Source organism: Agromyces sp. NPDC058064 (assembly GCF_042885275.1).
Classification (GTDB): domain Bacteria; phylum Actinomycetota; class Actinomycetes; order Actinomycetales; family Microbacteriaceae; genus Agromyces.
Window position 1 is genome coordinate 569775 of sequence record NZ_JBHVSE010000002.1, and the last position, 26995, is coordinate 596769.

Annotated in this window: 29 protein-coding genes; 15 read left to right on the forward strand and 14 right to left on the reverse strand. The window is 71.7% G+C overall.

The genetic code is table 11. The features are described from left to right. Window positions 1-47 precede the first annotated feature (47 nt). From ACFVSL_RS08525 to ACFVSL_RS08540, 4 genes are read left to right on the forward strand one after another with little or no spacing between them, the layout of a single operon-like run. The gene (locus ACFVSL_RS08525; RefSeq protein ID WP_386940170.1) at window positions 48-644 is read left to right on the forward strand and encodes a TetR/AcrR family transcriptional regulator; all 597 of its coding nucleotides are present in this window, start codon (window positions 48-50) and stop codon (window positions 642-644) included. Beyond that, window positions 641-1915, forward strand: coding sequence for an MFS transporter (locus ACFVSL_RS08530; RefSeq protein ID WP_386940171.1), 1275 nt, complete (start codon window positions 641-643; stop codon window positions 1913-1915). Before ACFVSL_RS08525 ends, ACFVSL_RS08530 begins: the two co-directional genes overlap by 4 nt. Before the next feature lie 5 nt (window positions 1916-1920). Beyond that, on the forward strand, window positions 1921-3165 hold the full coding sequence (locus ACFVSL_RS08535; protein ID WP_386941128.1) for an alanine racemase: 1245 nt from the start codon (window positions 1921-1923) through the stop codon (window positions 3163-3165). Continuing rightward, on the forward strand, window positions 3162-4490 hold the full coding sequence (locus ACFVSL_RS08540; protein ID WP_386940173.1) for a D-arabinono-1,4-lactone oxidase: 1329 nt from the start codon (window positions 3162-3164) through the stop codon (window positions 4488-4490). The genes ACFVSL_RS08535 and ACFVSL_RS08540 overlap by 4 nt, the downstream gene beginning before the upstream one ends. A 53-nt stretch (window positions 4491-4543) precedes the next feature. Here the strand turns inward: ACFVSL_RS08540 and ACFVSL_RS08545 are convergent, their stop codons facing one another. The 4 genes from ACFVSL_RS08545 to ACFVSL_RS08560 all read right to left on the reverse strand — a co-directional run bounded on the left by ACFVSL_RS08545 (window position 4544) and on the right by ACFVSL_RS08560 (window position 7665). After that, window positions 4544-5395 (reverse strand): trypsin-like serine protease, encoded by an 852-nt coding sequence (locus ACFVSL_RS08545; protein ID WP_386940175.1) that lies wholly within the window; start codon window positions 5393-5395, stop codon window positions 4544-4546. An 85-nt stretch (window positions 5396-5480) separates the two neighbouring features. Beyond that, a complete protein-coding gene (locus ACFVSL_RS08550) occupies window positions 5481-6215 on the reverse strand; it encodes an ABC transporter permease (RefSeq protein WP_386940177.1) in 735 nt (244 codons plus the stop codon). After that, the gene (locus ACFVSL_RS08555) at window positions 6212-7003 is read right to left on the reverse strand and encodes an ABC transporter ATP-binding protein (RefSeq protein WP_386940179.1); all 792 of its coding nucleotides are present in this window, start codon (window positions 7001-7003) and stop codon (window positions 6212-6214) included. The genes ACFVSL_RS08550 and ACFVSL_RS08555 overlap by 4 nt, the downstream gene beginning before the upstream one ends. Before the next feature lie 32 nt (window positions 7004-7035). Continuing rightward, on the reverse strand, window positions 7036-7665 hold the full coding sequence (locus ACFVSL_RS08560; RefSeq protein ID WP_386940181.1) for a TetR family transcriptional regulator: 630 nt from the start codon (window positions 7663-7665) through the stop codon (window positions 7036-7038). Window positions 7666-7796: 131 nt separating this feature from the next. On the opposite strand from ACFVSL_RS08560, the gene ACFVSL_RS08565 reads away from it, so the two are divergent. Both ACFVSL_RS08565 and ACFVSL_RS08570 read left to right on the forward strand, forming a co-directional pair. After that, the gene (locus ACFVSL_RS08565; protein WP_386940183.1) at window positions 7797-8363 is read left to right on the forward strand and encodes a LemA family protein; all 567 of its coding nucleotides are present in this window, start codon (window positions 7797-7799) and stop codon (window positions 8361-8363) included. Between the two features lie 9 nt (window positions 8364-8372). Continuing rightward, window positions 8373-9248, forward strand: coding sequence for a M48 family metalloprotease (locus ACFVSL_RS08570; protein ID WP_386940184.1), 876 nt, complete (start codon window positions 8373-8375; stop codon window positions 9246-9248). 33 nt (window positions 9249-9281) lie between these two features. Here the strand turns inward: ACFVSL_RS08570 and ACFVSL_RS08575 are convergent, their stop codons facing one another. Continuing rightward, window positions 9282-10490, reverse strand: a complete 1209-nt coding sequence (locus tag ACFVSL_RS08575) for a winged helix-turn-helix domain-containing protein (RefSeq protein WP_386940186.1) — start codon at window positions 10488-10490, stop codon at window positions 9282-9284. A 105-nt stretch (window positions 10491-10595) separates the two neighbouring features. Here ACFVSL_RS08575 and ACFVSL_RS08580 point away from each other — a divergent pair, with 105 nt between their 5' ends. Further along, window positions 10596-11831, forward strand: coding sequence for an AI-2E family transporter (locus tag ACFVSL_RS08580; protein ID WP_386940188.1), 1236 nt, complete (start codon window positions 10596-10598; stop codon window positions 11829-11831). Then, complete coding sequence (gene ilvA, locus ACFVSL_RS08585; RefSeq protein WP_386940190.1) at window positions 11828-13075, forward strand: threonine ammonia-lyase; 1248 nt, start codon at window positions 11828-11830, stop codon at window positions 13073-13075. Before ACFVSL_RS08580 ends, ilvA begins: the two co-directional genes overlap by 4 nt. Before the next feature lie 176 nt (window positions 13076-13251). Here ilvA and greA read toward each other — a convergent pair whose 3' ends face one another. Both greA and ACFVSL_RS08595 read right to left on the reverse strand, forming a co-directional pair. Further along, on the reverse strand, window positions 13252-13743 hold the full coding sequence (gene greA, locus ACFVSL_RS08590; RefSeq protein WP_386940191.1) for a transcription elongation factor GreA: 492 nt from the start codon (window positions 13741-13743) through the stop codon (window positions 13252-13254). Between the two features lie 78 nt (window positions 13744-13821). After that, on the reverse strand, window positions 13822-14244 hold the full coding sequence (locus ACFVSL_RS08595) for a DUF4307 domain-containing protein (protein ID WP_386940193.1): 423 nt from the start codon (window positions 14242-14244) through the stop codon (window positions 13822-13824). 68 nt (window positions 14245-14312) lie between these two features. Between ACFVSL_RS08595 and ACFVSL_RS08600 the strand changes: the two genes are divergently transcribed. After that, a complete protein-coding gene (locus ACFVSL_RS08600) occupies window positions 14313-14636 on the forward strand; it encodes a hypothetical protein (protein WP_386940195.1) in 324 nt (107 codons plus the stop codon). A 4-nt stretch (window positions 14637-14640) separates the two neighbouring features. Here the strand turns inward: ACFVSL_RS08600 and ACFVSL_RS08605 are convergent, their stop codons facing one another. Further along, complete coding sequence (locus ACFVSL_RS08605) at window positions 14641-15444, reverse strand: hemolysin III family protein (RefSeq protein WP_386940197.1); 804 nt, start codon at window positions 15442-15444, stop codon at window positions 14641-14643. A 74-nt stretch (window positions 15445-15518) separates the two neighbouring features. Here ACFVSL_RS08605 and ACFVSL_RS08610 point away from each other — a divergent pair, with 74 nt between their 5' ends. The 5 genes from ACFVSL_RS08610 (at window position 15519) to ACFVSL_RS08630 (ending at window position 20246) form a co-directional block, all read left to right on the forward strand. Then, window positions 15519-16304 carry an isoprenyl transferase gene (locus tag ACFVSL_RS08610; protein WP_386940199.1) on the forward strand — a complete coding sequence of 262 codons (786 nt, stop codon included), beginning with the start codon at window positions 15519-15521 and terminating at the stop codon, window positions 16302-16304. 80 nt (window positions 16305-16384) lie between these two features. Continuing rightward, window positions 16385-17503 carry an aminotransferase class V-fold PLP-dependent enzyme gene (locus ACFVSL_RS08615; protein WP_386940201.1) on the forward strand — a complete coding sequence of 373 codons (1119 nt, stop codon included), beginning with the start codon at window positions 16385-16387 and terminating at the stop codon, window positions 17501-17503. A gap of 200 nt (window positions 17504-17703) precedes the next feature. Beyond that, window positions 17704-19107, forward strand: coding sequence for a PhoH family protein (locus ACFVSL_RS08620; protein ID WP_386940203.1), 1404 nt, complete (start codon window positions 17704-17706; stop codon window positions 19105-19107). A gap of 102 nt (window positions 19108-19209) precedes the next feature. After that, window positions 19210-19611, forward strand: a complete 402-nt coding sequence (locus tag ACFVSL_RS08625; protein WP_386940205.1) for a nuclear transport factor 2 family protein — start codon at window positions 19210-19212, stop codon at window positions 19609-19611. Then, window positions 19608-20246 (forward strand): HAD family hydrolase, encoded by a 639-nt coding sequence (locus ACFVSL_RS08630; RefSeq protein ID WP_386940206.1) that lies wholly within the window; start codon window positions 19608-19610, stop codon window positions 20244-20246. The genes ACFVSL_RS08625 and ACFVSL_RS08630 overlap by 4 nt, the downstream gene beginning before the upstream one ends. Before the next feature lie 83 nt (window positions 20247-20329). Here the strand turns inward: ACFVSL_RS08630 and ACFVSL_RS08635 are convergent, their stop codons facing one another. The 5 genes from ACFVSL_RS08635 to xseA are packed head-to-tail and all read right to left on the reverse strand — an operon-like array spanning window position 20330 to window position 24664. After that, window positions 20330-21745 (reverse strand): class II fumarate hydratase, encoded by a 1416-nt coding sequence (locus ACFVSL_RS08635; RefSeq protein ID WP_386940208.1) that lies wholly within the window; start codon window positions 21743-21745, stop codon window positions 20330-20332. A 60-nt stretch (window positions 21746-21805) separates the two neighbouring features. Then, window positions 21806-22480, reverse strand: a complete 675-nt coding sequence (locus tag ACFVSL_RS08640) for a carbonic anhydrase (protein ID WP_386940210.1) — start codon at window positions 22478-22480, stop codon at window positions 21806-21808. 24 nt (window positions 22481-22504) lie between these two features. Next, complete coding sequence (locus tag ACFVSL_RS08645) at window positions 22505-23146, reverse strand: DUF4245 domain-containing protein (RefSeq protein WP_386940212.1); 642 nt, start codon at window positions 23144-23146, stop codon at window positions 22505-22507. After that, entirely contained in the window at window positions 23146-23394 is a 249-nt protein-coding gene (locus tag ACFVSL_RS08650; protein WP_386940214.1) for an exodeoxyribonuclease VII small subunit, read from the reverse strand. The genes ACFVSL_RS08645 and ACFVSL_RS08650 overlap by 1 nt, the downstream gene beginning before the upstream one ends. 10 nt (window positions 23395-23404) lie before the next feature. After that, window positions 23405-24664 carry an exodeoxyribonuclease VII large subunit gene (xseA, locus tag ACFVSL_RS08655; protein ID WP_386940216.1) on the reverse strand — a complete coding sequence of 420 codons (1260 nt, stop codon included), beginning with the start codon at window positions 24662-24664 and terminating at the stop codon, window positions 23405-23407. 88 nt (window positions 24665-24752) lie between these two features. Here xseA and ACFVSL_RS08660 point away from each other — a divergent pair, with 88 nt between their 5' ends. Next, window positions 24753-25796: a 4-hydroxy-3-methylbut-2-enyl diphosphate reductase gene (locus ACFVSL_RS08660; RefSeq protein ID WP_386941129.1), complete on the forward strand. Its 1044-nt coding sequence runs from the start codon at window positions 24753-24755 to the stop codon at window positions 25794-25796. A gap of 9 nt (window positions 25797-25805) precedes the next feature. Here ACFVSL_RS08660 and ACFVSL_RS08665 read toward each other — a convergent pair whose 3' ends face one another. Then, on the reverse strand, window positions 25806-26957 hold the full coding sequence (locus tag ACFVSL_RS08665; protein WP_386940217.1) for a low temperature requirement protein A: 1152 nt from the start codon (window positions 26955-26957) through the stop codon (window positions 25806-25808). Between the last annotated feature and the right edge of the window lie 38 nt (window positions 26958-26995).

Here is a 26995-nt window from a genome sequence, read left to right on the forward strand (position 1 = left end):
TGGGACGATCGTCCCACTTCGTCGGCATCGCAGTCGAGAGGAGCAACGTGGCCCGAATCCCCGCCCCCGAGCGACGAGCTGCGCTCGTCGCCGCTGCGCTCATCGTCGTCTCCCGCAAGGGGCTCGCCCAGGCGACCACCCGTGCGATCGTCGCCGAGGCGGGCATGAGCCTCGCGAGCTTCCATTACGCCTTCGAGTCGCGCGACGAGCTCATCGACGAGCTCATCTCGACGGTGGTCGCCCGCGAGCAGCAGGCGGTGACGCCCGAGGAGGTCGAGGGGCTCAGCCTGTTCGAGCTCGTCGAGGCGGGCATCCTCCGCTACTTCGAGCACCTGAAGGCCGATCCCGAGCACGAGCAGGCGATGCTCGAGCTCACCCAGTACGCGCTGCGCTCGCCCGAACGGCAGCCGCTCGCGGCCGCCCAGTACGAGAAGTACATCGCGCTCGCGGCGCAGTCGCTCGAGCTCGGTGCCGAGCTCGCCGGCGCGCGCTGGACCGTCCCCGTCGAGCGCGTCGCGCGCGTGCTCGTCGCCTTCACCGACGGACTCACCCTCACCTGGCTCGTCGACCGCGACGACGACGCCGCCCGGGCGGTCGCGCACGCGGCCGCCGACGCACTCACGAGAATGGCCGACACCCGATGACGCGTGCCGACGCCCTCGGCGTCCCCACCACCCCCGCGGCATTCGCCGAACCCACGCGCCGAATCGGCGCAGGATGGATCGCGTCCTTCGCGACCGTCTGGTTCGGCATCTGGATGGCGCAGCTCACTCCCGTCCAGCTGCTCCTGCCGGCGCAGATCGACGCCGAGCTCCGGCCCGAGCACTGGGTCGACTCCGTCGTCGCGTTCGGCACGATCTCGGGCATCGCCGCGATCGCGACGATCATCGCGTATCCGCTGACCGGCGCGCTGTCCGACCGCACGAGCTCCCGGTTCGGCCGTCGCCGGCCGTGGATCCTGATCGGCGGGCTCGTCTTCGCCGCCTCGCTCGTGGCGCTCGGATTCCAGACCGAGATGTGGGCGATCGGCACCGCGTGGGTCGTGGCATCCGTGGGCTTCTGCATCATGACCGCCGCGCTCACCGCGACGATCTCCGACCAGGTCCCCGTGAACCAGCGCGGGTTCGTCTCGGGCTGGATGTCGGCGCCGCAGGCGGTCGGCATCATCGTCGGGCTCATCCTCGTGACCGAGCTGGTGACCGACGCCTCGCTCGGGTACCTCCTGCTCGCGGTGCTCCTGCTCGTGCTCGCGGTGCCGTTCCTCACCCGGCACGACGAGCCGCTCGCGCCGGCGCTGCGCACCCCGATGACGCTCCGCACCATCATCTCGGGATTCTGGATCAGCCCGAGGAAGCACCCCGACTTCGGCTGGACCCTGCTCAGCCGCGTGCTCGTGTCGACGGGAAACGCGCTCGGCACGAGCCTCCTGCTCTACTTCCTCATGTTCCAGCTCAACGACGAGAACGCCGAAGCCGATCTGATCGTGCTCACGCTCATCTACATGGTGTTCGTGATCCTCGCCTCGCTCCTCGGCGGCAAGCTCTCCGACAGGCTCGGGCGGCGCAAGCAGTTCGTCTTCGTGGCGTCGGCGCTGCAGGCCGTCGCGGCGCTGCTGCTCGGCCTGTTCCCCGACCTGACCGTCGCGATGATCGGCGCCGGCCTCCTCGGCCTCGGCTACGGCTGCTTCCTCTCGGTCGACCAGGCGCTCGCCACCCAGGTGCTGCCCGACGCGACGAGCCGCGGCAAGGACCTCGGCATCATGAACATCGCCTCGGCCGTGCCGCAGGCCGTCGCGCCGATGATCGGCGCCGCCGCGGTCGTCGTCTCCGGCTCGTTCATGCTCGTGTTCCTGCTCGGCGCGGCGCTCTCGACCGCGGGAGCCTTCGCGGTCGCCCGGGTGCGGAGCGTGAGGTGATGACGATGCTCGACCTCCGGATGACCGGAAGCCCCACGACCGACGCCTCGAGCTGGCTGGAACCGGCCGAATACTGGCCGCGCCTCACGGGGGCGACCGCCCACCTCGACGCGCCCGTCGGCGCGCTCCACCTCGGGGCGCTGCGGCACAATGCGCTCGACATGCTGCGCCGCGCCAACGGCACCCCGATCCGCGTCGCGTCGAAGTCAGTGCGGGTGCGCAGCGTCATCGAGTCGCTGCTCGAGATGCCGGGCTACCGGGGCGTGCTCGCGTACACCCTGGCCGAGGCGCTCTGGCTCGCCGACACGGTCGACGACATCGTCGTCGGCTACCCGACGGCCGAACGCGCGAGCCTCGCCCGCCTCGCCACCGACCCCGACTTCGCCGCGCGCGTGACCCTCATGGTCGACTCGCCCGCGCAGCTCGACGTCGTCGACTCGGTGCTGCCGCCCGGCCGCCGCGAGACGATCCGGGTCTGCCTCGAGCTCGACGCGTCCTGGGACGCCCCGGTGCTCGGTCATCTCGGCGTGCGGCGCTCGCCCGTGCACGCCCCCGCCGACGCGGGGGCGCTCGCCGCGTACATCGTCCGCCGGCCCGGCTTCGAGCTCGTCGGCATGATGTCGTACGAGGCGCAGATCGCGGGGGTCGTCAACCGGCCGGCCGGCCGGCCCGTCGACGGGGCGGTCAACCGCTGGATGCAGTCGCGCTCGATGCCCGAGCTCCTCGAGCGCCGCGCCCGCGCGGTCGCGGCGGTGCGCGAGCACGCCGACCTCGAGTTCGTGAACGGCGGCGGCACCGGATCGCTCGAGCGCACCTCCGCCGACCCGTCGGTCACCGAGATCGCCGCCGGGTCGGGCTTGTTCGGCGGGCACCTCTTCGACGGCTACGAGCACTTCACTCCCGCCCCCGCGGCGGCGTTCGCGCTCGACGTCGTCCGCCGCCCGAGTGCCGCGCACGCGACGATCCTCGGCGGCGGCTGGGTCGCGTCGGGTCCGCCGGCGCCCGACCGGCTGCCGCGCATCGTCTGGCCCGAGGGGCTCGTCATGGAGCCGCGCGAGATGGCCGGCGAGGTGCAGACGCCCGTCTCGGGTCGCGCAGCGCGCCGGCTCGCCGTAGGTGACCGGGTCTGGTTCCGCCACACCAAGTCCGGCGAGCTCGCCGAGCACCTGAACGAGCTCGCCGTCGTCGACGGAGACGAGACCGTGGAGATGATCCCGACGTATCGGGGAGAAGGGATGGCGTTCCTGTGACCGCGACCGGAGCAACATGGCGCAACTGGGGCCGGACCGAGCAGGTGCGGCCGCTGCGGGTCGAGCGCCCCTCCTCGCCCGAGGCCGTGCAGCGCGCCGTGCAGTCGGCGGCGGCGAGTGGCCTGCGCATCAAGCCCGTCGGATCGGGCCACAGCTTCACGGGCATCGCCGTGGCGCCGGGCGTGCAGCTCGACCTCACCGAGCTCTCGGGCGTCATCGACGCCGACGTGGCGACGGGCCGGGTCACCCTGGCGGCGGGCACGCGCCTGCACCAGCTGCCCGCGCTCCTCGCGCCCTACGGGCTCGCGCTGCCCAACATGGGCGACATCGACCGGCAGACGATCTCGGGCGCGACCTCGACCGGCACGCACGGCACCGGGCTCGGCTTCGGCGGCCTCGCCACCCAGATCGTCGCGGCGAAGCTCGTGACCGGCACGGGCGAGCTCATCACCGTCAGCGAGACCGAGCGTCCCGAGCTCCTGCCCGCGGTGCGCCTCGGGCTCGGTGCGCTCGGCGTGCTCGTCGAGCTCACCCTGCAGCTCGTGCCGCGCTACGTGCTGCACGCGGTCGAGCGCCAGGCGCCGTTCGCGCTCGTGCTCGACGAGTGGATGGACCGGGTCCGCGAGCACGACCACTTCGAGTTCTACTGGTTCCCGCACACCGACACCGCGATGACGAAGACCAACACGCGGCTTCCGGGCGATGCGCCGCGCGCCCCGCTCGGCCGGGTCTCGCGCTGGATCGACGACGAGCTCGTCGCGAACGGGCTCTACCGGGCGGCGTGCTACTCGCTCCGGGCCGCGCCCGACGTGATCCCGCGGCTCTCGTGGCTCGTGGAGCGCCTCACCGGGAACCGCGACTTCACCGACTTCTCGCCGTCGGTCTTCGTCACGAACCGCACCGTGCGCTTCCGCGAGATGGAGTACGCGATCCCGCTCGCGGCCGTGCCCGAGGCCGTGCGCGAGGTGCGCGCGCTCATCGAGCGCAAGGACTGGAAGATCACGTTCCCGATCGAGGTGCGCGCCGCCGCGGCCGACGAGAACTGGCTCTCCACGGCCTACGGACGCGAGTCGGGCTACATCGCGGTGCACCGCTACTACCGCGAGGACCAGCGCGAGTACTTCGCCGCGGTCGAGGAGATCATGCGCGCCCACGGCGGCCGCCCCCACTGGGGCAAGATGCACACGCAGACCGCCGAGACGCTGCGCGAGTCGTACCCGCGCTTCGACGACTTCCTCGCGGTGCGCGACGAGCTCGACCCCGAGCGGCGCTTCCAGAACCCCTACCTCGAGCGCGTGCTCGACGGGGTCCACGCGCGCGTCTGAGCAGACGAGCGGCGGATGCCCGTGGCATCCGCCGCTCGCCGGCCCTCATGCGGTCAGAGGCCGAACTCGGCCAGCCACTCGTCGACGACGGGGATCTCGACGCGCTGGTAGCCGCCGAGGTAGCGGCAGTTCGAGGTGTAGCCGTAGCTCGTCACGGCCACCAGCTCGCCGTCGAGGAAGACCGGGCCGCCCGAGTCGCCGAAGCACGTGCCGCCCGTGCCCCACGGGTCCTTCTCGTTGCCGTTGGTCTGCAGGATCTGCGGGGTGAGCTTCTGCCCGGGCATGTCGACGTAGCGCCGCAGGATCGGATAGCTCTCGGGTTCGGGCTTCTTGTTGTCGCCCTCCTGGCGCACCTCGGTGCCGTAGCCGACCGCGGTGAACAGCGTCTTCGAGAGCGCGCGCTGCGGGATCTCGTCGAGCGTGCCGGTCGCCGCGATCTCGGGGTAGCCGTCGCCGTGCGAGGCGAGCGGTTCGTCGAGCACGATGACGCCGACGTCGTTCCAGTTGCGGGTGTCGGTGAAGTCGGAGTACTCGGGGTGCGTGTACGCGGTGCCCGAGACGTAGCCCGCCGCGGCGAGCTCGGCGGCGGTGTAGCCCGCGGCCGGGTCGGCGGCGACCGGCAGGAACGACGGCGGGGCGTCGTCGAGGAACGTGTCGAAGGTGACGAGCGTCTTGCCCAGCGTGCCGAGCGTGCAGTGCGCCGCGGTGATGACGACGGTCGGCGAGACCAGCGTCGCGCTGCACCGGTAGCGCCCCGTGCTGTCGTAGAACGCGATCAGGCCCACGTCGGGGTGGAGCTCGCCGTCGGGCGAGCCGCCCGTCGAGGCCTGGGCCGGAGCGGCGCCCAGCACGAGGCCGCAGACGGTGGCGGCGACGGCGAGGGCTGCGAGAAGTGGCTTGCGCATCGATCTCTCTTTCGGTCGGGTGAACGGTGCGACGATCATGGCCCGGCCCGGGTGCGCCTGTCGAGAGGAACGCGCGAAAGCTGCGTCAGGGGGTGCGCCGGCGCAGGGTGATCGAGCCGAGCACGATCGATCCGACGATCCATGCGCCGATCACGAGCAGTTTCGTCGCGATCCACTCGGGCGACTCGCTGTCGGCGGCGACGGCCTGCAGGGCGTCGATGGCGAAGCTGAGCGGCAGCCACTCGCTGATGGCCTCGAGCGCCGCCGGCAGCTGCTCGCGGGGGATGAAGATGCCGCCGAGCAGGATCTGCGGGAACACGAGCAGCGGCATGAACTGCACCACCTGGAACTCGGTGCGGGCGAACGCGCTCGCGAGGAGGCCCAGCGCGGTGCCGAGCAGCGCGTCGGCGACCGCCACGGCGAAGAGCAGCCAGATCGATCCCTCGATCTCGAGGCCGCACACCCAGACGGCGAACGAGACGGCGATCGCCGTCTGCGCGACGGCGAGCACGCCGAACGCGAGCCCGTAGCCGAGGATGAAGTCGCCCTTGCCGAGCGGCATCGAGAGGAGTCGCTCGAGCGTGCCGCTGCGCCGCTCGCGCAGCGTCGAGATGCTCGTCACGAGGAACATCACGATGAACGGGAAGAGCGCGATCATCGCCGGACCGATGTCGGTGAACACGTCGGTGTCGACGAAGATCCACGCGACGAGGCCGATCAGGAGGCTCGGCACGACGAGCAGCAGTGCGATCGTGCGGTGGTCGTGCCTGATCTGGCCGAGCACGCGGCCCGCGGTCGCGAAGGTGCGGGTGAGGGTCATCGGGATGCCTCCTCGTCGGCGTCGCGCGGTCGCAGGTCGGGTTCGCCGCGCTCGATGAGCCGGAGGAACGCCGTCTCGATGTCGTCGGTGCCGGTCACCTCGAGCACCCCCTGCACGGTGTCGTCGGCGAGCAGCGCACCGTCGCGCATGAGCAGCAGCCGGTCGCAGCGCTTGGCCTCGTCCATCACGTGGCTCGAGACGAGGAGGGTCGTGCCGTCGGCGGCCAGCGCACGGAACATGTCCCAGAGCTCGACGCGCAGCACCGGGTCGAGACCGACCGTCGGCTCGTCGAGCACGAGCAGCTCGGGGGAGCCGAGCAGTGCGGCCGCGAGCGAGACCCTGCTGCGCTGGCCGCCCGAGAGCGTGCCCACCAGCCGATGCTCGACCGTGCCGAGATCGGTGCGCGCGATCACCCGCGCCACGTCGGAGGCCGGTGCGCCGAGGACGCGCCGGAAGTACGCGAGGTTCTGCCGGACGGTCAGGTCGTCGTAGACGCTCGCCTGCTGCGTGACGTAGCCGACGCGGTGGCGGAGCTCGGGCGAGCCGGCGGGGCGGCCGAGCACCTCGATCGTGCCCGACTTTACGACCTGCACGCCGACGATCGACCGCATGAGGGTCGTCTTGCCGCTGCCGCTCGGGCCGAGCAGGCCCACGATCATGCCGCTCGGGACGGCGAGCGAGAGGCCGTCGAGGACGGCGGTGCCGCCGCGGTGCACCGAGAGGTCCTGCGCGATGATCGCCGCCGGTGCGGACGGCCCGTGCTGCGGGGCATCCGAGCTATTCATCATGTGCCGAATACTTCGCCTCGGGAGACCCGATGTCAAGACCCGGGCGGACGTCCGGTGAGGTGCCACTGCACCGCCGGGCCGACGCGCGCGACCAGCTCCTCGACCGGGAGCGAGGCGATCGGCTCGAACTCGAGCACGTAGCGCACCATGATGACGCCCACCAGCTGCGACGCCGCGAGCTCGGCGCGCAGCTCGGCCTCGGCAGGGTCGCCGACGTCGTCGAGCCGCTCGGCGATGCGGTGCATGATCTCCCGGCGCAGGAACTCGCGCAGCATGCGCGCGACCGGGCCCTGGCCGATCGCCGAACGCAGGGCGGCCACGGCGGCCGGTCGCACGGCCGGCGAGTCCCAGGCGGTGAGGACGGCGCGCACGAGCCGCTCGCCGAGCCCGTCGAGCGGGCCGTCGAGCGCGGTGCGCACCAGGCGGTCGGGCCGGAGCGGCACCTCGACGACCTCCGCGACGAGCCGCTGCTTGTCGTCGAAGTAGTGGTGCACGAGCGCGGGGTCGACGCCGGCGCGGCGCGCGATCGCCCGCATCGAGGCGGCCTCGTAGCCGCGCTCGCCGAACTCGGCCGTCGCCGCGGCGAGGATCCGCGCCCGCAGGTCGCCGGGCGTCCCGCCGCGCGGGCGACCGGGGCCCCGCGGGCTGGAACGCTCCGTCACAGTCTGAGCCTAACCCCGGAGCCTCCACCGGGGTTCCTCCGAGTCTCATGGGAACGGACGCCGCCTCCGAGCGTGCTCGGTAGGATTGCAGAGCCCCGAGATCACAGCCGAACGCACTAGGAGTCCGCGCCATGGAATGGCTCATTCCCGTCCTCATCGTCGTCGCACTCGTGCTCATCATCGGCATCTACCTCTGGGCCACCTACAACTCGCTCGTCACGCTCAACGTGCGCGTCGACGAAGCGTGGAGCGACATCACCGTGCAGCTCAAGCGCCGGGCCGACCTGATCCCGAACCTCATCGAGGCGGTCAAGGGCTACGCCGCCCACGAGAAGAGCGTCTTCGAGTCGGTGACGCAGGCGCGCGCCGAGACCCTGCAGGCGCAGGGGCCCGCTGAGGCCGGCGCCGCCGAGAACCACATGCAGCAGGCGCTGAAGTCGATCTTCGCCGTGGCCGAGGCGTACCCCCAGCTCCAGGCGAGCCAGAACTTCCTGCAGCTGCAGTCGGAGCTCGTCGACACCGAGGACAAGATCCAGGCGTCGCGCCGCTTCTACAACGGCGGTGTGCGCGAGCTCAACACGAAGATCAAGGTGTTCCCGAACACGCTGTTCGTGCGCGGCCTCGGCTTCCACGAGCGCGACTTCTTCGAGGTCACCGAGCCGGCGGCGATCGCCGAGCCGCCGCGCGTGCAGTTCTAAGGGCCGGCGTTGTACCGCGCGATCGCGAAGAACAAACGCAACACCGTCTTCATCATCCTGTTCTTCCTCGCCGTCATCGGCGGGCTCGGCTGGCTGGCCGCCTACATCTACCAAGACCTGACGATCGTCGTCGTGACGCTCGTCGTGGCCACCGGGTACGCGCTCATCCAGTACTTCACGGCCGACCGGCAGGCGCTCTCGATGTCGGGCGCGGTCGAGATCACCTCGAAGGCCGAGCACCCGCGGCTCTGGCGCACCGTCGAGAACCTCTCGATCGCCACCGGCACGCCGATGCCGCGCGTCTACATCGTCTCCGACCCGGCGCCGAACGCCTTCGCGACCGGTCGCGACCCGCAGCACGCCGTCGTCGCCGCGACGACGGGCCTCCTCGAGATCATGGACGACGCCGAGCTCGAGGGCGTCATGGCGCATGAGCTCGGTCACGTCCGCAACTACGACATCCGCCTGTCGATGATCGTGTTCGGCCTCGTGGTCGCGGTCGGGTTCATCTCCGACATGCTCGTGCGCATGGCCTTCTTCGGCGGTCGCAACAACAACTCGAACCCCGTCGTCATGATCTTCGGGCTCGTCGCGATGCTCATCGCGCCCCTCGTCGCGAGCCTCGTGCAGCTCGCGGTCTCGCGTCAGCGCGAGTACCTCGCCGATGCCACGGGCGCGATGACGACCCGTCACCCCGACGCGCTCGCCCGCGCGCTCGCGAAGCTCGAGGCGTACGGTCGCCCGATGCAGCGGCAGAACTCGTCGATGGCCCACCTCTGGATCGCCGACCCGCTGAAGCCCGGGGTCATGGACCGCCTCTTCGCGACGCACCCCCCGATCGCCGACCGCATCGAGCGTCTCGAGAAGATGGGCGGCAGCTTCTAGGCAGCCCCGCGCCTGCCGGGGGCCGCGAACCCGCTAGGCCGCCGCGAGCTCGCTCGCGAGCGCGGGGGAGAGGTCGCCCCGGCCGACGACGACCACCTCGTCGAGCCCCTGCCACGCCGCCGCGCGCTCGAGCACCGGCACGAGCCGGGCCGCGGTCTCGGCGGGCGCACCCGGCTCGACCCACGCCGACTGCACCCGCAGCGTGCGCGCCTTGCGGTCGCTCTTGAGGTCGACCCGGCCGACGACCCGGTCGTCGACGAGCACCGGCAGCGAGTAGTAGCCGAACTTGCGGTCGGGCTCGGGGGTGTAGATCTCGATGCGGTAGTGGAAGTCGAAGAGACGCTCGGTGCGCGGCCGGAACCACACGACGGGGTCGAACGGCGACAGCAGCGCGACCTGCTCGATGCGACGGGGGCGGTGGGCGTCGCGGTGGAGCCAGGCCGGCGTCGCGCGAGCGCCCGTCTGCCAGCCGGGCACCTCGACCGGCAGCAGCTCGCCGGCGTCGACGAGCTCGGCGACGGCCCGCCGCACCGGTGCCCGCTTCATGCGCCAGTAGTCGGCGAGATCGGCCTCGGTCGCGATGCCCTGCGCGGCGGCGGCGCGGGCGACGAGCTCGCGCACGGCGTCGGCCTCGGCCGGGGCCGAGCCGAGGAGCTCGGACGGCAGCGCCTGCTCGGGCAGCGCGTAGACCCGCTCGAAGCGCACCCGGTCGACGCAGATCACGTCGCCCGTGCGGAACATCATCTCGAGCGTGCGCTTCACGTCGGACCAGCCCCACCACGGGCCGCGCCGCTCGTTCGCGTCGTGCTCGATCTCGCTCGCCCGCATCGGGCCGTTCGCGGCGAGCTCGGCGCGCAGCCACACCGCGAGATCGCGCTGCTCGGCGACCCAGCCGCCCCAGTCGCTGCCCGACCGCCGGTACTCGTCGCGGCGGAACTCGAACAGCGGCCAGAGCTCGCGGGGGATGTAGGCGGCCTGGTGCGCCCAGTACTCGACCATGCGGCCCCTCGGCCCCGAGGTGATGCGGTCGAGCAGCCCCCGGTCGTAGTGGCCGACGCGACTGAACGCCGGCAGGTAGTGGCTGCGCTCGAACACGTTGACCGAGTCGATCTGGAGGAGCCCCAGCCGGTCGACCACCCCGTTCAGGGCGCGGGTGCCGGCGGCCTCGGGCCGCGGGCGGGCGAAGCCCTGCGCAGCGAGGGCGATGCGGCGGGCGAGAGCGGGACTGACGACGTCGACCATGGTGCATCCGACGCTACCGCCGACGACCGACACGGCGCCCGACGTTCACGGTCCGGTCGCGCACGACATGCCGAACCGTGCATACGCGGTGCCTAGACTGGACGAATGGCGGACTCGACGGGTGGGGCGGGGCAGCGCGGCCGATGGTCGCGACGATTGGCCGGACGAGCGGCCGAGGGCTCGCACAAGGCGGTCGAGCCCGTGCGCGATCCCGTCGAGTCGATCCCGTTCGGCATGCGGCTCGCGGGGGCCTGGTCGTGGCGTCTCCTGCTCGTCGGCGGCGTGCTCGCGGTCGTCGTCTTCCTCATCATCCAGCTCCGCCTGATCGTCATCCCGATCCTCGTCGCGGTGCTCCTGAGCGCGCTGCTCGTGCCGTTCTCCGGGTTCCTCCAGCGGCACCGCTGGCCGAAGTGGGCCGCCGTCGCGGCGGCCATGCTCTCGGCCCTCGCCGTCGTCGGCGGGCTCCTCACGCTCGGCATCTGGCAGATCGCCCGCGGCGCCGACGAGCTCGCCGCCCAGTCGCTCGTCGCGTGGGACCAGTTCCGCGAATGGCTGCTCGAGGGCCCGCTCCACATCACCGAGGCGCAGCTCAACGACCTCGTCGAGCGCGCGGTGACGGCGGTGCAGCAGGACATGGGCATCATCTGGAGCGGTGCGCTCTCGGTCGGCTCGAGCCTCGGGCACTTCCTCGCCGGCATGCTGCTCGCCCTCTTCGCGACCCTGTTCATGCTCATCGACGGCCGCGGCATCTGGAACTGGATCGTCGGCATCTTCCCCCGTCGCGCTCGTGCCGCCGTCGATGGCGCAGGCGGAGCCGGCTGGACGACGCTGCAGAACTTCGTCAAGGTGCAGATCCTCGTCGCGACGATCGACGCGGTCGGCATCGGCCTCGGAGCGTTCTTCCTCGGCCTGCCGCTGGCGGTGCCGATCGCGATCCTCGTCTTCCTCGGCTCCTTCATCCCGATCGTCGGCGCCGTGGCGACCGGAGCGCTCGCGGTGTTCGTCGCGCTCGTCTACAACGGCTTCTGGCCCGCCGTGATCATGCTCGCCATCGTGCTGCTCGTGCAGCAGGTCGAGGGGCACGTGCTGCAGCCGCTCATCATGGGCACCGCGGTCAAGGTGCACCCGCTCGGCGTCGTGCTCGCGGTGGCCACGGGGTCGCTGCTCGCCGGCATCCCCGGTGCGCTCTTCGCCGTGCCGGTGGCCGCGGTCGTGAACGTGATGATCCTCTACGTCTCGGGCGGCGCGTGGAAGGACGACGCGCCACCGTCCACCGCCGACGTGCGTTCGCCGCTCTGGCGCACCGTGCCGCAGCGACCCGGTTTCCAGCGAGGAGAATGAACGAGTTGAGCACCACCGTCGCGGGGCCGACCCTCGCCGAGTTCGAAGCCGCTCGCGAGGTCGTCGCGCGCGTCGCACGCCAGACGCCGATGGAGTCCTCGCGACACCTGGAGCGGCTGTTCGGCGCCCCGGTGCGCCTCAAGTGCGAGAACCTGCAGCGCACCGGCTCGTACAAGCTGCGGGGGGCCTACAACCGCCTCTCCTCCCTCTCCGAGGAGGAGCGGGCGCGCGGCGTCGTCGCCGCCTCCGCCGGCAATCACGCGCAGGGCGTCGCGTACGCTGCGCGCGAGCTCGGCATCCGCGCGACGATCTTCATGCCCGTCGGCGTCGCCCTGCCGAAGCTCGAGGCGACGCGCGCCTACGGCGCCGACGTCGTGCTCGCGGGCGCGTCGATCGGCGAGACGCTCGACGCGGCCGCCGCCTTCGCCGACGAGACGGGCGCGGTCATCATCCCGCCGTTCGACCACCACGACGTCGTCGCGGGCCAGGGCACGCTCGGCCTCGAGATCCTCGAGCAGGCGCCCGACGCGACGACGATCGTGGTGCCGATCGGCGGCGGCGGTCTCGCCGCCGGCATCGCGAGCGCCGTGAAGCAGCGGGCCGCCGCCGAGGGACGCAGCATCCGCGTGATCGGCGTGCAGGCCTCGAACGCGGCCCCGTACGTCGCCTCGCTGGCCGCGGGTTCGCCGCAGCAGGTGCCCGTCGTGCCGACGATCGCCGACGGCATCGCGGTCTACCGCCCCGGCGCGCTGAACTTCGAGATCATCCGCGACACGATCGACGAGATCGTCACCGTCGGCGAGGACGACATCGCCCGTGCGCTGCTCGTGCTGCTCGAGCGGGCGAAGCTCGTCGTCGAGCCGGCCGGTGCGGTCGCGGTCGCCGCGATCATGACGGGCGCCGTGCCCAACGACGGGCCGGCGGTCGCCGTGCTCTCGGGCGGCAACATCGACCCCCTGCTCGTGCAGCGCGTCATCGCGCACGGCCTCGCCGCCTCGGGCCGCTACCTCACCGTGCGGATCGGCCTGCCCGATCGCCCGGGCCAGCTCGTGCGCGTCGCCGAGCTCGTCGCGGGCACCCACGCGAACGTCGTCGAGGTGATGCACACCCGGCACGGCCGGGGCATGCAGATCTCCGAGGTCGAGATCGACATCTCGGTCGAGACCCGCGGCCCCGCGCACCGCACCGAGGTGGTCGAGGCGCTCCGTCGCGCCGGCTACTCGCCGGTCGTCCTCGACGACTGAGCGACGGCATCGTTTCAGGAGAAGGCGCCCTGCTCAGGTCGATTCCGCGCGAATCGTCCTGACGGGCGTACCTCTTCCTGAATCACGAGGTCGCGTCTTCGAGTCACGGGGTCGCAGAATGCGAAAGAGCGGATGCCACGTGGCATCCGCTCTTCGCGTTCGTCGACGGGGCGCGCCTACTCGCCGCCCCAGGTGTCGACGGCGGTGATTTCGACGGCGATCTCGCGGCCGTTCGGCGCGGTGTAGCTGGTCTTCGCGCCGACGGCGAGTCCGAGGATCGCGGCACCGAGCGGCGACTGCTCGCTCCACACGTCGAGCTCGGAGTCGCCGGCGATCTCGCGGCTGCCGATGAGGAAGGTCTCCTCGTCGCCGGCGATCACGGCGGTGATGACGGTGCCCGACTCGACGATGCCCTTCGACGCGGGCGCCTCGCCGACCTCGGCGGTCTTCAGCAGCTCCTTGAGCTGGCGGATGCGGGCCTCGATCTTGCCCTGCTCGTCCTTCGCGGCGTGGTAGCCGCCGTTCTCCTTGAGGTCGCCCTCCTCGCGCGCCGCTTCGATGCGCTTCGCGATCTCCTCGCGACCGGTGGTCGAGAGCTGCTCGAGTTCCGCCGCGAGGCGGTCGTAGGCCTCCTGGGTGAGCCAGGTGACGGTGGCGTCCTGCGCCATGATGCACACTCCTGTGTAGGGGAAGTCACGCCGGATAGACGTGTCGCCCCGAACCACGTTCAGGGCGAATGCCCCATGTTAGGTGAGCCAGCAGCGGTAAATCAAACCCGTGTTCGCCTCCTGGGCGGTTCTCACGGTCTCGGTGAGGCTGCGGATGTGCTGGTCGGAGGCGGGAACCTCGATGACCTTCCATCCGACGACGGTGAAGTCCTCGTTGAGGGCCTGCACGATGCACGCGGTCTCGTTGCCCGGCGGCACCGAGAGGTTCCAGCTCACCTCGACGGCGCGCGCCTCGTTCATGAGGCGGTGGCCCGTGTCGGTGACCTCGAGCTGCGGCTTCTGGCCGTCGAGGCCGGCCCAGACGACCCACGCGATGAGCACCACCGCGAAGGCGATCGCGCCGCCGATCAGGAGGAACCGGTCGCGAGAGCGGTGGCGGCGGGTGCGTCCGTATCGGTCGTCGAGCTCGGCGCTCGCGGGCGCGTCGGTCTGGGTGGGCACCCGGGCTCCTTCAGAGGTGGATCGACTAGGCTGCATCAAGCCTAACGCCGCCCCCTGAAGGGAATCCGATGCTCGTCGACTCCGTCCGTTCTGCGCTCCTTCCGGCGAGCACTCTCGCCGCCGAGCAGGACGAGTTCGACCCGAACACCGTCACCCCCGGGGTCTGGGGCTTCGTCGTGACGTTCCTCATCATGGTCGTGGTGCTCCTGCTCATCCTCGACATGGTGCGCCGCATCCGCCGCACGAACTACCGGGCGCAGGTGCGTGCCGAGCTCGAGGCCGCGGCCGAGGCGGCCGCCGTCGAGGAGGCCGGGTTCGGCGGCGCCGACGCGCAGCCGGTCGACGCCGCGGACGACGAGCCCCGCGACGACGACGCCCCGAACCGGGGCTGAGCCCTCAGCCGGCGTGGTACGCCGGCGCCATCGCGATCAGCAGCGTCGCCGTCCAGTGGCACATGAACGCCAGCACGGTGCAGGTGTGGAAGATCTCGTGGAACCCGAAGACGCCCGGCCACGGGTTCGGCTTCTTGAAGCCGTACACGATCGCGCCGATCGTGTAGAGCACGCCGCCGACGCAGACGAGCACCATCATCGCCACGTTGGCGTTCACGAGATCGACGATGTACATCATCGCCGCCCAGCCGAGCAGCAGGTAGATGGGCACGTAGAGCCAGCGCGGCGCCGTGATCCAGAACACGCGGAACCCGATGCCGAGCAGCGCCCCGCCCCAGACGACCGACAGCAGCACCCAGCCCTTCTCGGGCGGCAGCGCGAGGATCGCCAGCGGCGTGTACGTGCCGGCGATGAGCAGGAAGATGTTCGCGTGGTCGATGCGCTTCAGCACGACCTTGGTCTTCGGCTTCCAGTTGAAGCGGTGGTAGAGCGCCGAGTTGCCGAAGAGCAGCATCGAGGTGAGCATGAACACGGCCGACGCCCACTTCGCGGGCGCCCCCTGCGCGAGGGCGATGAGCACGATGCCCGCCGCGATCGTGACGGGGAACGTGCCCGCGTGGATCCAGCCGCGCCACGTCGGCTTCACCTCGTCGGCGTGACTGAGCGAGTCGTCGAGCAGTGGGATGTTCGGCAGGTCGGGGCCGTGCTCGTCGCGGGCGACCGTGTCGTCGGCCGGGTCGTCGGGCGCGACCGGAAGGGTCAGCCCCTCGACGAGGTCGGCGGGTTCGCGGTGGCGCTCGGGGGTCATGGACACAGCGTAGGGCCTCGCCGATCACGGTCCGCTGTGAGTTCGGGGCACCGGTGAAGGGGTAGCGTAGTGCCGTGCAGACGAGCGATCAGCCCCTCGGTCGCGGGATCCTCTACCGGCTCTACCAGAACCGGCTCCGACGCGGACTCGACCCCGCGGCCCTCCCGCGCCATGTCGCGATGATCATCGACGGCAACCGACGCTGGGCGAAGCAGCTCGGCTTCGAGACCGCCGCGCACGGGCATCGCGCCGGCGCCGCCAAGATGCGCGAGTTCCTCGAGTGGTGCGACGACGCCGGCATCTCGACGGTCACCCTCTACCTGCTCTCGAGCGACAACCTCGGCAACCGCCCGCGCGACGAGCTCGCCGACCTCATCGAGATCATCGCCGAGCTCGCCGAGGAGCTCAGCCACTACCGCGACTGGCGGGTGCAGCACGTCGGCTCCGACGCGGGGCTGCCCGAGCCGCTCGTCGCGGCGCTCGACGCGGCCGAGCACCGCACCGCCGACAAGCACGGCCTCCACGTCAACCTCGCGGTCGGCTACGGCGGGCGCAAGGAGATCACCGACGCGATGCGCTCGATCGTCGCGGCCCACCACGCCGAGGGGCGCAGCCTCGAAGACCTGGCCGAGCGGCTCACGCCCGACCTCATCGGCGAGCACCTCTACACGGGCGGCCAGCCCGACCCCGACCTCGTGATCCGCACCTCGGGCGAGCAGCGCCTCAGCGACTTCATGCTGTGGCAGTCGGCGCACAGCGAGTTCTACTTCGTCGAGGCGCTCGGGCCCGACCTCCGCAAGGTCGACTTCCTCCGCGCCCTCCGCGACTACTCCAAGCGGCACCGTCGATTCGGCGGGTGACCGGCGATCCGTCGCCCGGCCGGGCTGCGAGGCATCCCCTCGTTCTGCAAGGATGTTCGACGGAGAAGGGGGCACATCAGGTGACCATCGAAGATTTCAACGCCGGATTCACGGAAGAGCCCGGATACCTCGACTACGGCCGGGTGGGGCCGCTGTCGACCGCGGCCGCCGAGGAGGTGCTCGCGTTCACGCAGGTGCTGCAGCGCGCCCGCCACGGCAGCATGGACGCCTTCTCCGAGCAGGACGCGCGGGTGCGCGCCGCCGCCGCCGCGGTCACCGGCTTCGCCCCCGAGCAGATCGCCTTCGAGCCGAACACCACGACCGGCATCCTGCACGCGATGTTCGGGCTCACCGGGGGAGTGCTGCTCTCGGCCGACGAGTTCCCGAGCCTGCCGATCGGCGCCGTGCGCGCGCAGGAGGCGCTGCACACCGTGCAGCCCGTGTGGCTCGAGACCGACCACGGCAAGGTCACGCCGGGGCAGATCCGCGAGCAGCTCGAGCAGAACGTCGCCGCCGTCGCGGTGAGCCTCGTCGACTCGCGCACCGGCTACCTGTGCGACATCGAGGGCATCCGGCAGGTCATCGGCGACCGGCTCCTGATCGTCGACGCGATCCAGGGCTTCGGCGTGGTGGATGCCCCGTGGCAGGCCGCCGACGTCGTCGTCACCGGCGGCCAGAAGTGGTGCCGCGCCGGCTGGGGCACGGGCCTGCTCGCACTCTCCGACCGGGCGCTCGAGCGCCTGACCCCGGTGTTCTCGGGCTTCAGCGCGACCGAGGAGCCCGAGCCATGGGGGCACGTGCCGCCGCCCGCGCCCGATGCCCGCGCCTACCGCGTCTCCAACCCCGACCCGCTCGCCCAGGCGCGGCTCGCGGCCGCCCTCGAGGAGATCGCCGAGACGGGCGTGCCCGCGATCAACTCCGCGATGGCCGAGCGCGTCAGCCGGGCGATCGAGCTCGCCGACGAGTACGCGATCGCCGTCGTCTCGTCGCGCGACGAGCAGGAGCGGGCCGGCATCGTCGTGCTCGAGCCGCCGGCCGAGCAGGTGACCCTGCTCACGGCGTCGCTGCACAACCACGGCGTCACCGCGACGACGCGACTTGGGCAGGTGCGGCTGTCGATCCACTCCGCGACCTCCGACGAGACCTTCGAGATGCTCCGCGCCGCCTTCGTCTCGTACTCCACCGCGGCGAGCTACTAGCCGCGGACGCTGCCCCGGGCTTGCGGTCTCGGCCGTCCCGACGGCCTGCGAATGTGAACGGGCGATGAAGTTTCGCGTGTCGCTTCCAGAGTTCGCGCGCGTCGGACGTAGGTTCGGCTCAACGGGCAGATCGCCCGTTCGAGTCGGCCTCGAAACCGACTACGGGAGGGATCGCCGGCCGTCGCGTGAACCGGGCAGGAATGCCCGGGGCGGGAGCGGTTGTGGCGTCATCGGTTACTCCTGAATCGGTCGGTCGTTCCGGAGCGCGCGCCAGTGCGCGTGCCGCGGAGGGCGTGCGCGACGGCGTCGCCCAGGCCGAGCGCACGTACGTCCTCGACACCTCGGTGCTGTTGAGCGATCCGCGCGCGCTCTTCAACTTCGCCGAGCACGCGGTGGTGCTGCCCGTGGTGGTCATCACGGAGCTCGAGGCGAAGCGCAACGACCCCGAGATCGGCTATTTCGCGCGGCAGTCGCTGCGGATCCTCGACGAGCTGCGCGTCGCGCACGAACGGCTCGACTTCCCGATCCCGGTCGGCGACGGCGGATCCCTGCGGGTCGAGCTCAACCACTCGAGCCCCAAGGTGCTGCCGAGCGGGCTCCAGCTCGGCGACAACGACTCCCGCATCCTCGCGTGCGCCGCCAACCTGCAGCAGGACGGCATCCCGGTCACCGTCGTCTCGAAGGACCTGCCGCTGCGCGTCAAGGCCGCGTCGATCGGCCTCGACGCGCAGGAGTACCGGCACGAGCTCGCGCTCGACTCGGGCTGGACGGGCATGGCCGAGCTCACCCTCGGGTCGAACGACATGGCCTCGCTCTACGAGCACGAGGCGATGACGACGAAGGAGGTCGACGGCATGCCCGTCAACACGGGCCTCGTCATCCACTCCGACCGTGGATCGGCGCTCGGCCGGGTCGTCGGCGAACGCGAGGTGAAGCTCGTGCGGGGCGATCGCGACGTGTTCGGCGTGCACGGCCGTTCGGCCGAGCAGCGGCTCGCGATCGACCTGCTGCTCGACCCCGAGATCGGCATCCTCTCGCTCGGCGGCCGCGCGGGCACCGGCAAGTCGGCGCTCGCGCTCTGCGCCGGCCTCGAGATGGTGCTCGAGCGCCAGCAGCACAAGAAGATCATGGTGTTCCGGCCGCTCTACGCGGTCGGCGGGCAGGAGCTCGGCTACCTGCCCGGCGACCAGGGCGAGAAGATGAACCCGTGGGGCCAGGCGGTCTTCGACACGCTCGGCTCCGTCGTCTCCGACAACGTGCTCGACGAGGTGGTCGATCGCGGGCTGCTCGAGGTGCTGCCGCTCACCCACATCCGCGGGCGCTCGCTGCACGACGCCTTCGTGATCGTCGACGAGGCGCAGTCGCTGGAACGCAACGTGCTGCTCACCGTGCTCAGCCGCATCGGCCAGAACTCGCGGGTGGTGCTCACGCACGACGTGGCCCAGCGCGACAACCTCAGGGTCGGCCGGCACGACGGCATCGCGTCGGTCATCGAGACGCTGAAGGGGCATCCGCTCTTCGCCCACATCACGCTCACCCGAAGCGAGCGCTCGGCGATCGCCGCGCTCGTCGCCGAGGTGCTCGACGGGGCCGAGCTGACCTAGGAGACAGCCGGCCGGGGAGATCGGTCCGACGGGGGAACCGGACCGATCCACCCGGCCGGTGTGCTCCGTCCGGGTGTCGGGGGTGCCTGCGACGATGTCGGGATGCCCCGAGAAGCCGACCCCGCGACCGTGATCGAACTCCTCTGGGCGAGGATGCAGGCCCGCGACTGGCCCGGCGTGCGGGCGCTGCTCGCCGACGAGCTCGTTGTCGACTGGTACGCCTCGCTCGAGCGCATCGTCGGCCCCGAGAACTTCGTCGCCGTCAACGCCGAGTATCCCGAGGGGTGGTCGATCCACGTCCTGTCGATCGTCGCCGAGGGCGATCGCGTGGTCTCCGAGGTCGAGGTGCCGCACGAGGGCGTCGGCGTCTTCCGCGCCGCCTCCTTCTGGACGGTGCACGACGGGCTCGTCGTCGAGGGCCGCGAGTACTGGACGACCCGGGGCGGCGATCCGGCGCCCGAGTGGCGGCGCCCGTGGGTCGAGGCGATCGCCGACGCCCGATGAGCGGGCGGGTGGTGCTGTTCGACGTCGACGGCACCTTGCTCGATGCGCTCGACGGGCAGCGCAGGCTGTGGGGGAGCTGGGCCGAGCGGCGAGGCCTCGACCCCGATCGGGTCTACGAGGTCGCCCTGCGCACCCGGCCGCTCGAGACGGCGGCCGAGTTCCTCCCCGCGGCGGAGGTCGCGGCGAGCATCGCCGAGTTCGACGCGCTCGAAGACGCCGAGGCCGAGCACGGCGAGCTCCGGGGCATCCCGGGTGCCCGCGAGCTCCTCACCGCGCTGCCGCGAGGGCGCTGGGCCGTCGTCACCTCGAACGCGGAGCGCAGGGTCGTGCGACGCTTCGCACGGCTCGGACTGCCCGTGCCGTCGGTCGTCGTCGACAACGCCGCGAGCGAGCGCGGCAAGCCCGCACCCGATCCGTTCCTCATGGCTGCGCAGCGGCTCGCCGCCCACCCGATCGACTGCCTCGTCGTCGAGGACTCGGCGTCGGGCGTCACCGCCGGCCTCGCCGCGGGCATGACGGTCTGGAGCGTGAACCGCCCCCGTCCGGTCGAAGGCGCGCACCGCCACTTCGCGACGCTCGCCGACGCGGCCCCGTCGATCCTCCGGTTCGTCGACGGCGGCCCCGGCGTCCGCTGAAGGCGGGGGCGTCGGCGACGGGCTGAGACGGCGGATGCCCCGTGCCACGAGTCGTGGCACGGGGCATCCCGAGGTTCGCTGCGCTACTTCGCCTGCGGCGGACGCGTCATCGACAGGAGGTCGAGGGCGCTGTCGAGCTGCTCCTCGGTGAGGTCGCCGCGCTCGACGTAGCCGAGGTCGATCACGGCCTCGCGCACCGTGATGCCCTTGGCGACCGAGTGCTTCGCGATCTTCGCCGCCGCCTCGTAGCCGATGAGCTTGTTCAGCGGGGTCACGATCGAGGGCGACATGCCGGCGAGGGCCGTGGCGCGCTCGACGTTGGCCTCGAGTCCGTCGATCGTCTTGTCGGCGAGCACGCGCACCGAGTTCGCGAGCAGGCGGATCGACTCGAGCAGCGCGGTGCCCATGACGGGGATCTGCACGTTGAGCTCGAAGGCGCCGGAGGCGCCGCCCCACGCGATGGTCGCGTCGTTGCCGATGACCCGCGCGCACACCATGAGCACGGCCTCGGGCACGACGGGGTTGACCTTGCCGGGCATGATCGAGGAGCCGGGCTGGAGGTCGGGGATGTGGAGTTCGCCGAGGCCGGTGTTCGGGCCCGAGCCCATCCAGCGGAGGTCGTTGGCGATCTTCGTGAGGCTCACGGCGATCGTGCGCAGCGCGCCCGACGCGTCGACGAGGCCGTCGCGGTTCGCCTGCGCCTCGAAGTGGTCGGCCGCCTCGGTGACGGGCAGCTCGGTCTCGCGCTGCAGCAGCTCGATGACGAGCTGCGGGAAGCCGGCGGGGGTGTTGATGCCGGTGCCGACGGCCGTGCCGCCGAGCGGGACCTCGGCGACGCGGGGGAGCGCCGTGCGCACGCGCTCGATGCCGAGGCGGACCTGGCGCGCGTAGCCGCCGAACTCCTGGCCGAGGGTGACGGGCGTCGCGTCCATCAGGTGGGTGCGGCCGGCCTTGACGACGCCCGCCCACAGCTCGGCCTTCGCCTCGAGGGCGACGGCGAGGTGGTCGAGCGCGGGGATCAGGTCGTCGATGAGCGCGGCCGTCACGGCGATGTGCACCGAGGTCGGGAACACGTCGTTCGACGACTGCGAGGCGTTGACGTGGTCGTTCGGGTGCACCGGGCTGCCGAGCTTGGTGGTCGCGAGCGTCGCGAGCACCTCGTTCATGTTCATGTTCGAGCTCGTGCCCGAGCCGGTCTGGTACACGTCGACCGGGAAGTGCTCGGTGAAGCCGTGCGCGCCCGAGATGACCTCGTCGGCTGCGGCCTCGATCGCCTTGGCGATGCCCGCGTCGAGCACGCCGAGCTGCGCGTTCGCCTGCGCGGCGGCCTTCTTGATGCGCGCGAGCGCCTGGATCTGCTGCGGCTCGAGGCCCGACCCCGAGATGGGGAAGTTCTCGACGGCGCGCTGCGTCTGCGCGCGGTAGAGGGCACGGGCGGGAACCCGCACCTCGCCCATCGTGTCGTGCTCGATCCGGTAGTCGGCGGCGTTGTCCACCACGGTGTGTTCCCTTTCGGTTTGCGATGCCGGCCGCGCCGGCGGGAGACGCGCTGCGCGGCGTCAGATGCGACCGAGGACGATGTCGGTCTCGACGCGACCCTCGAACAGGCGATAGTTCGCGCCGACGATAGCCAGCGTACCCGCTGCGATCGCGTCGCTGATCATCTCGGAGCTCTCGACGAGCTCGGTCACGGTGTTGCGCAGATGCTCGCGACCGACGTAGCCGGCGTCGACGTGCGACGGGTCGATCGCGCCGTCGGCTGCGGCGCCGTTGCCGGCGACCTTGCGCACGGCGGGCACGATCTTCTCGACCAGGCCGGCGATGAACGAGGGCAGCGGTGCGGCGTCGCTCGCCTGCGAGTCGATGGCGGCGCGCACGGCCCCGCACTCGTCGTGGGCGAGCACGACGACGACCGGCACGTGCAGGATGCCGACGGCGTACTCGAGCGATCCGATGGCCGAGGGCGAGACGACCTGGCCGGCGTTGCGCACGACGAACGCGTCGCCGAGGCCGACGTCGAAGATGATCTCGGCGGCGAGTCGCGAGTCGCTGCAGCCGAACACGGCCACCATCGGCCGCTGCGCGTGCGCGAGCGAGGTGCGCCGGTCGATGTCCTGACGGGGGTGCTCGGGGGTGCCGGCCACGAAGCGCTCGTTGCCGCGCCGGAGTTCGCGCCACGTGGCCGCCGGGGTGTCGGGCCGTTCGGCGATGGGTGCGTTCGGCTGCTCGGTCACGTGGCTCCTCGTCGTCGGTGCGGGTCAGTCCTGAGCGTCGACCGTCGGGGCGATGGCCGTCGCGAGTGCGGTGAACTCGTCGGGGGTGGCCGTGCCGAGCAGCACGAAGGTGCTGCCGCCCGACTCGGTGGTGAGCGCGTAACGCGCGTTGCCGACGTCGTCTCCGGTCTTGCGGTTGTCGTAGATCGTCCACTCGACGCCGTCGATCGTCGTCGTGCCCGTCGCGAGCGTGCGCGAGAGCAGCTCGGAGACCCACGTCGGGTTCGCGTCGAAGCCCTGGTAGACGCCGAGGTACTCGTCGCTCGGGGTCAGGTAGCCCGCGTACCAGGCGGTGACCCCGTCGGTCTGGCTCGTGCGGAGCTCGGCGGCGTTGGCTCGCCAGCCCTCGGGCAGCTCGGGCACCGCCAGCGGGTCGTCGCTCGCGATCTGCGCCTGCTCGGCGATGGCTGCGACGTCGACGTCGCGCTCGAGGGGGGTGTCGCTGCGGGGCACCAGGAGGACGATGACGACGACGAGCGCGAGGCTCGCGCCGAGCGCGAGCAGGAGGTTCTTCGTCGTCTGGCGCTGACGGTGCTTGAGGGAGTTCTCGGCCTTGCGGGCCGCGGTCTCTTCGGGCGTCTCGGGGCGGCCGAGCTCGGCGACGACCCGGGGTGCGCGCTCGGCCATCAGACCTCGCCGCCGTCGCGCCCGGCGGCGGAGGCCGCGCCGCTCGCGCGTGCCGCGTCGAGACGTGCCTTCGCGCCGATGAGCCACTCCTCGCAGCGCGCCGCGAGGGCCTCGCCGCGCTCCCACAGGGCGAGCGACTGCTCGAGCGTGGCCGAACCCTGCTCGAGTTCGCCGACGACGCGGACGAGCTCGTCGCGGGCCTGCTCGTAGCTCAGCTCGGCGACGTCGAGTTCGGTGGTGGAGGGCATGGCCCTCATTCTATTCGGCGTCGCCTGAGTCTCCGACCGGAGCGGACTCGCCCTCCGATCGGGCGGCGAGGCGTCCCTCTGCGAGGGTCAGCGTGAGGCTCGCGCCCGCCGGCGCACCCTGGGGGCCGCGGAGGACGTGCCCGTCGGGCCCCTGCACGATCGCGTAGCCGCGGTCGAGGGTCGACTGCGGCGAGAGCGCGCGCAAGTGGCCGCGCAGCTCGCCGATGCGGTGCGTCTGCCGTTCGATCTGCCGTTCGACGAGCTCGGCGCCGCGGGCGACCCAGCGGGTGAGGTCCTCCGCGCGGCGATCGACGATCCAGGCGGTGTCGGCGAGCGCCGGGCGGGTGCGGAGGTGGCCGATCCGGTCGATCTCGTGCGCGACGAGCGTGCGCAGCCGGAGCGCGATGCGGGCGCGCGCCTGCTCGACCCGCAGCAGCTCCTCTCCCACGTCGGGCACGACGCGCTTCGCCGCGTCGGTCGGCGTCGAGGCGCGGAGATCGGCGACCTCGTCGAGCAGGGGACGGTCGGCTTCGTGGCCGATCGCCGAGACGATGGGGGTGGATGCCGCGGCCGCGGCCCGCACGACGCGCTCGTCGCTGAAGCCGAGCAGGTTCTGGAAGTCGCCGCCTCCGCGGGCGACGATGATGACCTCGACCTCGGGGTCGGCGTCGAGGCGCTCGATCGCGGCGACGACCTCGCCCGGGGTGCGGTCGCCCTGCACGGCGGCGTGCACGACCCGGAACTCCACGGCGGGCCAGCGGAGACGGGCGTTGCGCAGCACGTCCTTCTCGGCGTCGCTGTCCTTTCCGGTGATGAGGCCGACGACGCCCGGGAGGAACGGCAACCGACGCTTGCGGGAGACGTCGAAGAGCCCTTCGGCCGCGAGCTGCGCGCGCAGGCGCTCGAGGCGCTCGAGCAGGTCGCCGAGGCCGACGTGCTTCAGCTCGAACACCTGCATCGAGAGCGACCCGCCCTTGACCCACCAGTTCGGCTTCACGAGCGCGACCACCCGGTCGCCCTGCGTGAACTCGCCGCCGAGTCGCGACCTCACCGACGACCAGATCTGGAACGACACGGTCGCGTCGGCGTCGAGGTCCTTCAGCTTGCCGTAGACGTTGCCGCCCGAGACGCCCCACTGGGTGATCTCGCCCTCGACCCACACGGTGCCGAGCCGGTCGAGGTACTCCTTCAGCTTCGTCGAGAGCCGGGCGACGGGCCAGGGCGCCTCGCGGGTGGCGGGTGCATCGCGCGGTGCCGGTGCGTCCGTCACGCTGGCCTCCCGACCGCCCGCCCAGGTTGCGCCGCGTAGGATTGGCATCGTGACGAGCTTGACTGATGCCCCGCGGATCGACCTCGGCATGCCCAGAATCCCGAGCGTGCGAGGCCGGCTCAAGAATAACCCGGTCGACGGCGCGAAGCGGGTGCTGCTGGCTGCCCCCCGCGGCTACTGCGCCGGCGTCGACCGCGCGGTGATCGCCGTCGAGAAGGCGCTCGAGCACTACGGGGCGCCGGTGTACGTGCGCAAGCAGATCGTGCACAACATCCACGTCGTGACCGAGCTCGAGAAGCAGGGCGCGATCTTCGTCGACGAGGTCGACGAGGTGCCCGAGGGCGCCCACATCGTGTTCAGCGCGCACGGCGTCTCGCCGGCGGTCGTGAACGCGGCATCCGACCGCGGGCTGCACGCGATCGACGCGACGTGCCCGCTCGTCACCAAGGTGCACCGCGAGGCCGTGCGCTTCGCGCGCGACGACTTCGAGATCCTCCTCATCGGCCACGAGGGCCACGAGGAGGTCGAGGGAACCGCGGGCGAGGCGCCCGACCACGTCACCCTCGTCAACAGCCCCGACGACGTGCCGAACATCGAGGTGCGCGACCCCGACAAGGTCGTCTGGCTCTCGCAGACGACGCTCTCGGTCGACGAGACGATGGAGACGGTCCGCCGGCTGCGCGAGCGCTTCCCGAACCTGCAGGATCCGCCGAGCGACGACATCTGCTACGCCACCCAGAACCGCCAGGTCGCGATCAAGAAGGTCGCCCAGGAGGCCGAGCTCGTGATCGTCGTGGGGTCGGCGAACTCCTCGAACAGCGTGCGCCTCGTCGAGGTCGCGCTCGAGAACGGCGCGAAGGCCGCGTACCGGGTCGACTACTCGAGCGAGATCCGCCAGGAGTGGCTCGACGGCGTCGCCTCGGTCGGCGTGACGAGCGGCGCCTCGGTGCCCGAGGGTCTCGTGAAGGAGGTGCTGCTCGAGCTCGCCGATGCCGGGTACGCCGAGGTCGCCGAGGTGAAGACGGCCGAGGAGGACCTCATGTTCTCGCTGCCGAAGGAGCTCCGCAAGGACCTCCAGGGCAACCGCGATGCGCGGGCGCTCGGCGGTCGCAACCGCGCCGGCGACGCCTGACGCCGGCGATCAGGCGGCGGTCGTCGCGACCGTCGAGCGTCGGCCGGCCGTCGTCTCCGTGATGAGCGCCGCGACGACGATCGCGATGATCGCCGTGAGCTGCGCAGCGCCCGACAGCGTCGTGCCGAGCGGCACCGTCGCGAGGGCGACCGCGGCGGCGGCGAGCCGCCACGCGACCGGCCCCAGTGAGAGCGTGCGCCGGTAGGCCGCGTCGGCGACCAGGTAGAGGGCGGTTCCGCCCGCGACGAGCCAGGCGCCGGATGCCTCGACCGGGGCGAACGCATCTCCGAGCACCTCGTGCAGGCCCGCGGCGAGGAGCACGAGGCCGAAGATCATCGCCAGGTGCTCGAGGTAGTACGCGACGAGGGCGAGGCGCGTGCGCTGCTCGCGCGGCGCCGCGGCGATCGCCCGTTCGGCGCGTCCGCCGTCGCCCGGGAAGTAGCACCACGACAGCGAGGCGACGAGGCCGACCGCGAGCACGGCGCCGACGATGAGCGCGGGCCCGATCTCGTGGCCGGTCGCGCCGACGCCGACCGAGACGATCGACTCGCCGAAGGCGATGATCATGAGGAGGCCGTGCCGTTCGACGAAGTGCGTCGCTCCGGGATCGAAGCCCCCGCGTGCGCTCAGCGCGGCGGAGAAGAAGAACGCGACGAACGGCAGGGTGAAGAACACCCAGTCGATCGGCCCCTCGACGAAGCCCGAGCAGACGAGCAGCACGCCCACGAGCACGTTCGACGGCCCGACGATGAGCATGCGGCGCGCGGCGGCGCGGCCCCCGCGGTGGATGAAGAGAGCGGCGTGGATCACCGCGACGACGATGTAGCTCGCGCCGAACAGCACGCCGGTCGCGCCGAACGCCTCGGGGATCGCGAGCGACACGACGAGGAACGCCGCCATCGCCGCGATGAGCGCGATGCGCACGAACGCGGTGTCGGGCGCGGCCTGGTTGGTGAGCCAGGCGAAGGCGTCGTACATCCACCAGACGAGGCCGAGCACGAGCGCGGCCTGCGCGATGCCCGTCGCGTCGGGATGGTGCACGACGATCTGCGCGACGCGGCTGATCGTGAAGACGAAGACGAGGTCGAAGAGCAGTTCGACCGTCGAGACCCGCGCGGCGATGCGGGCGATGCGGTCGGTGGGGAGGTCGCGGCTCGGCACGATCGCCACCGTAACGCAGTGCGCGGAGCGAGGGTGCT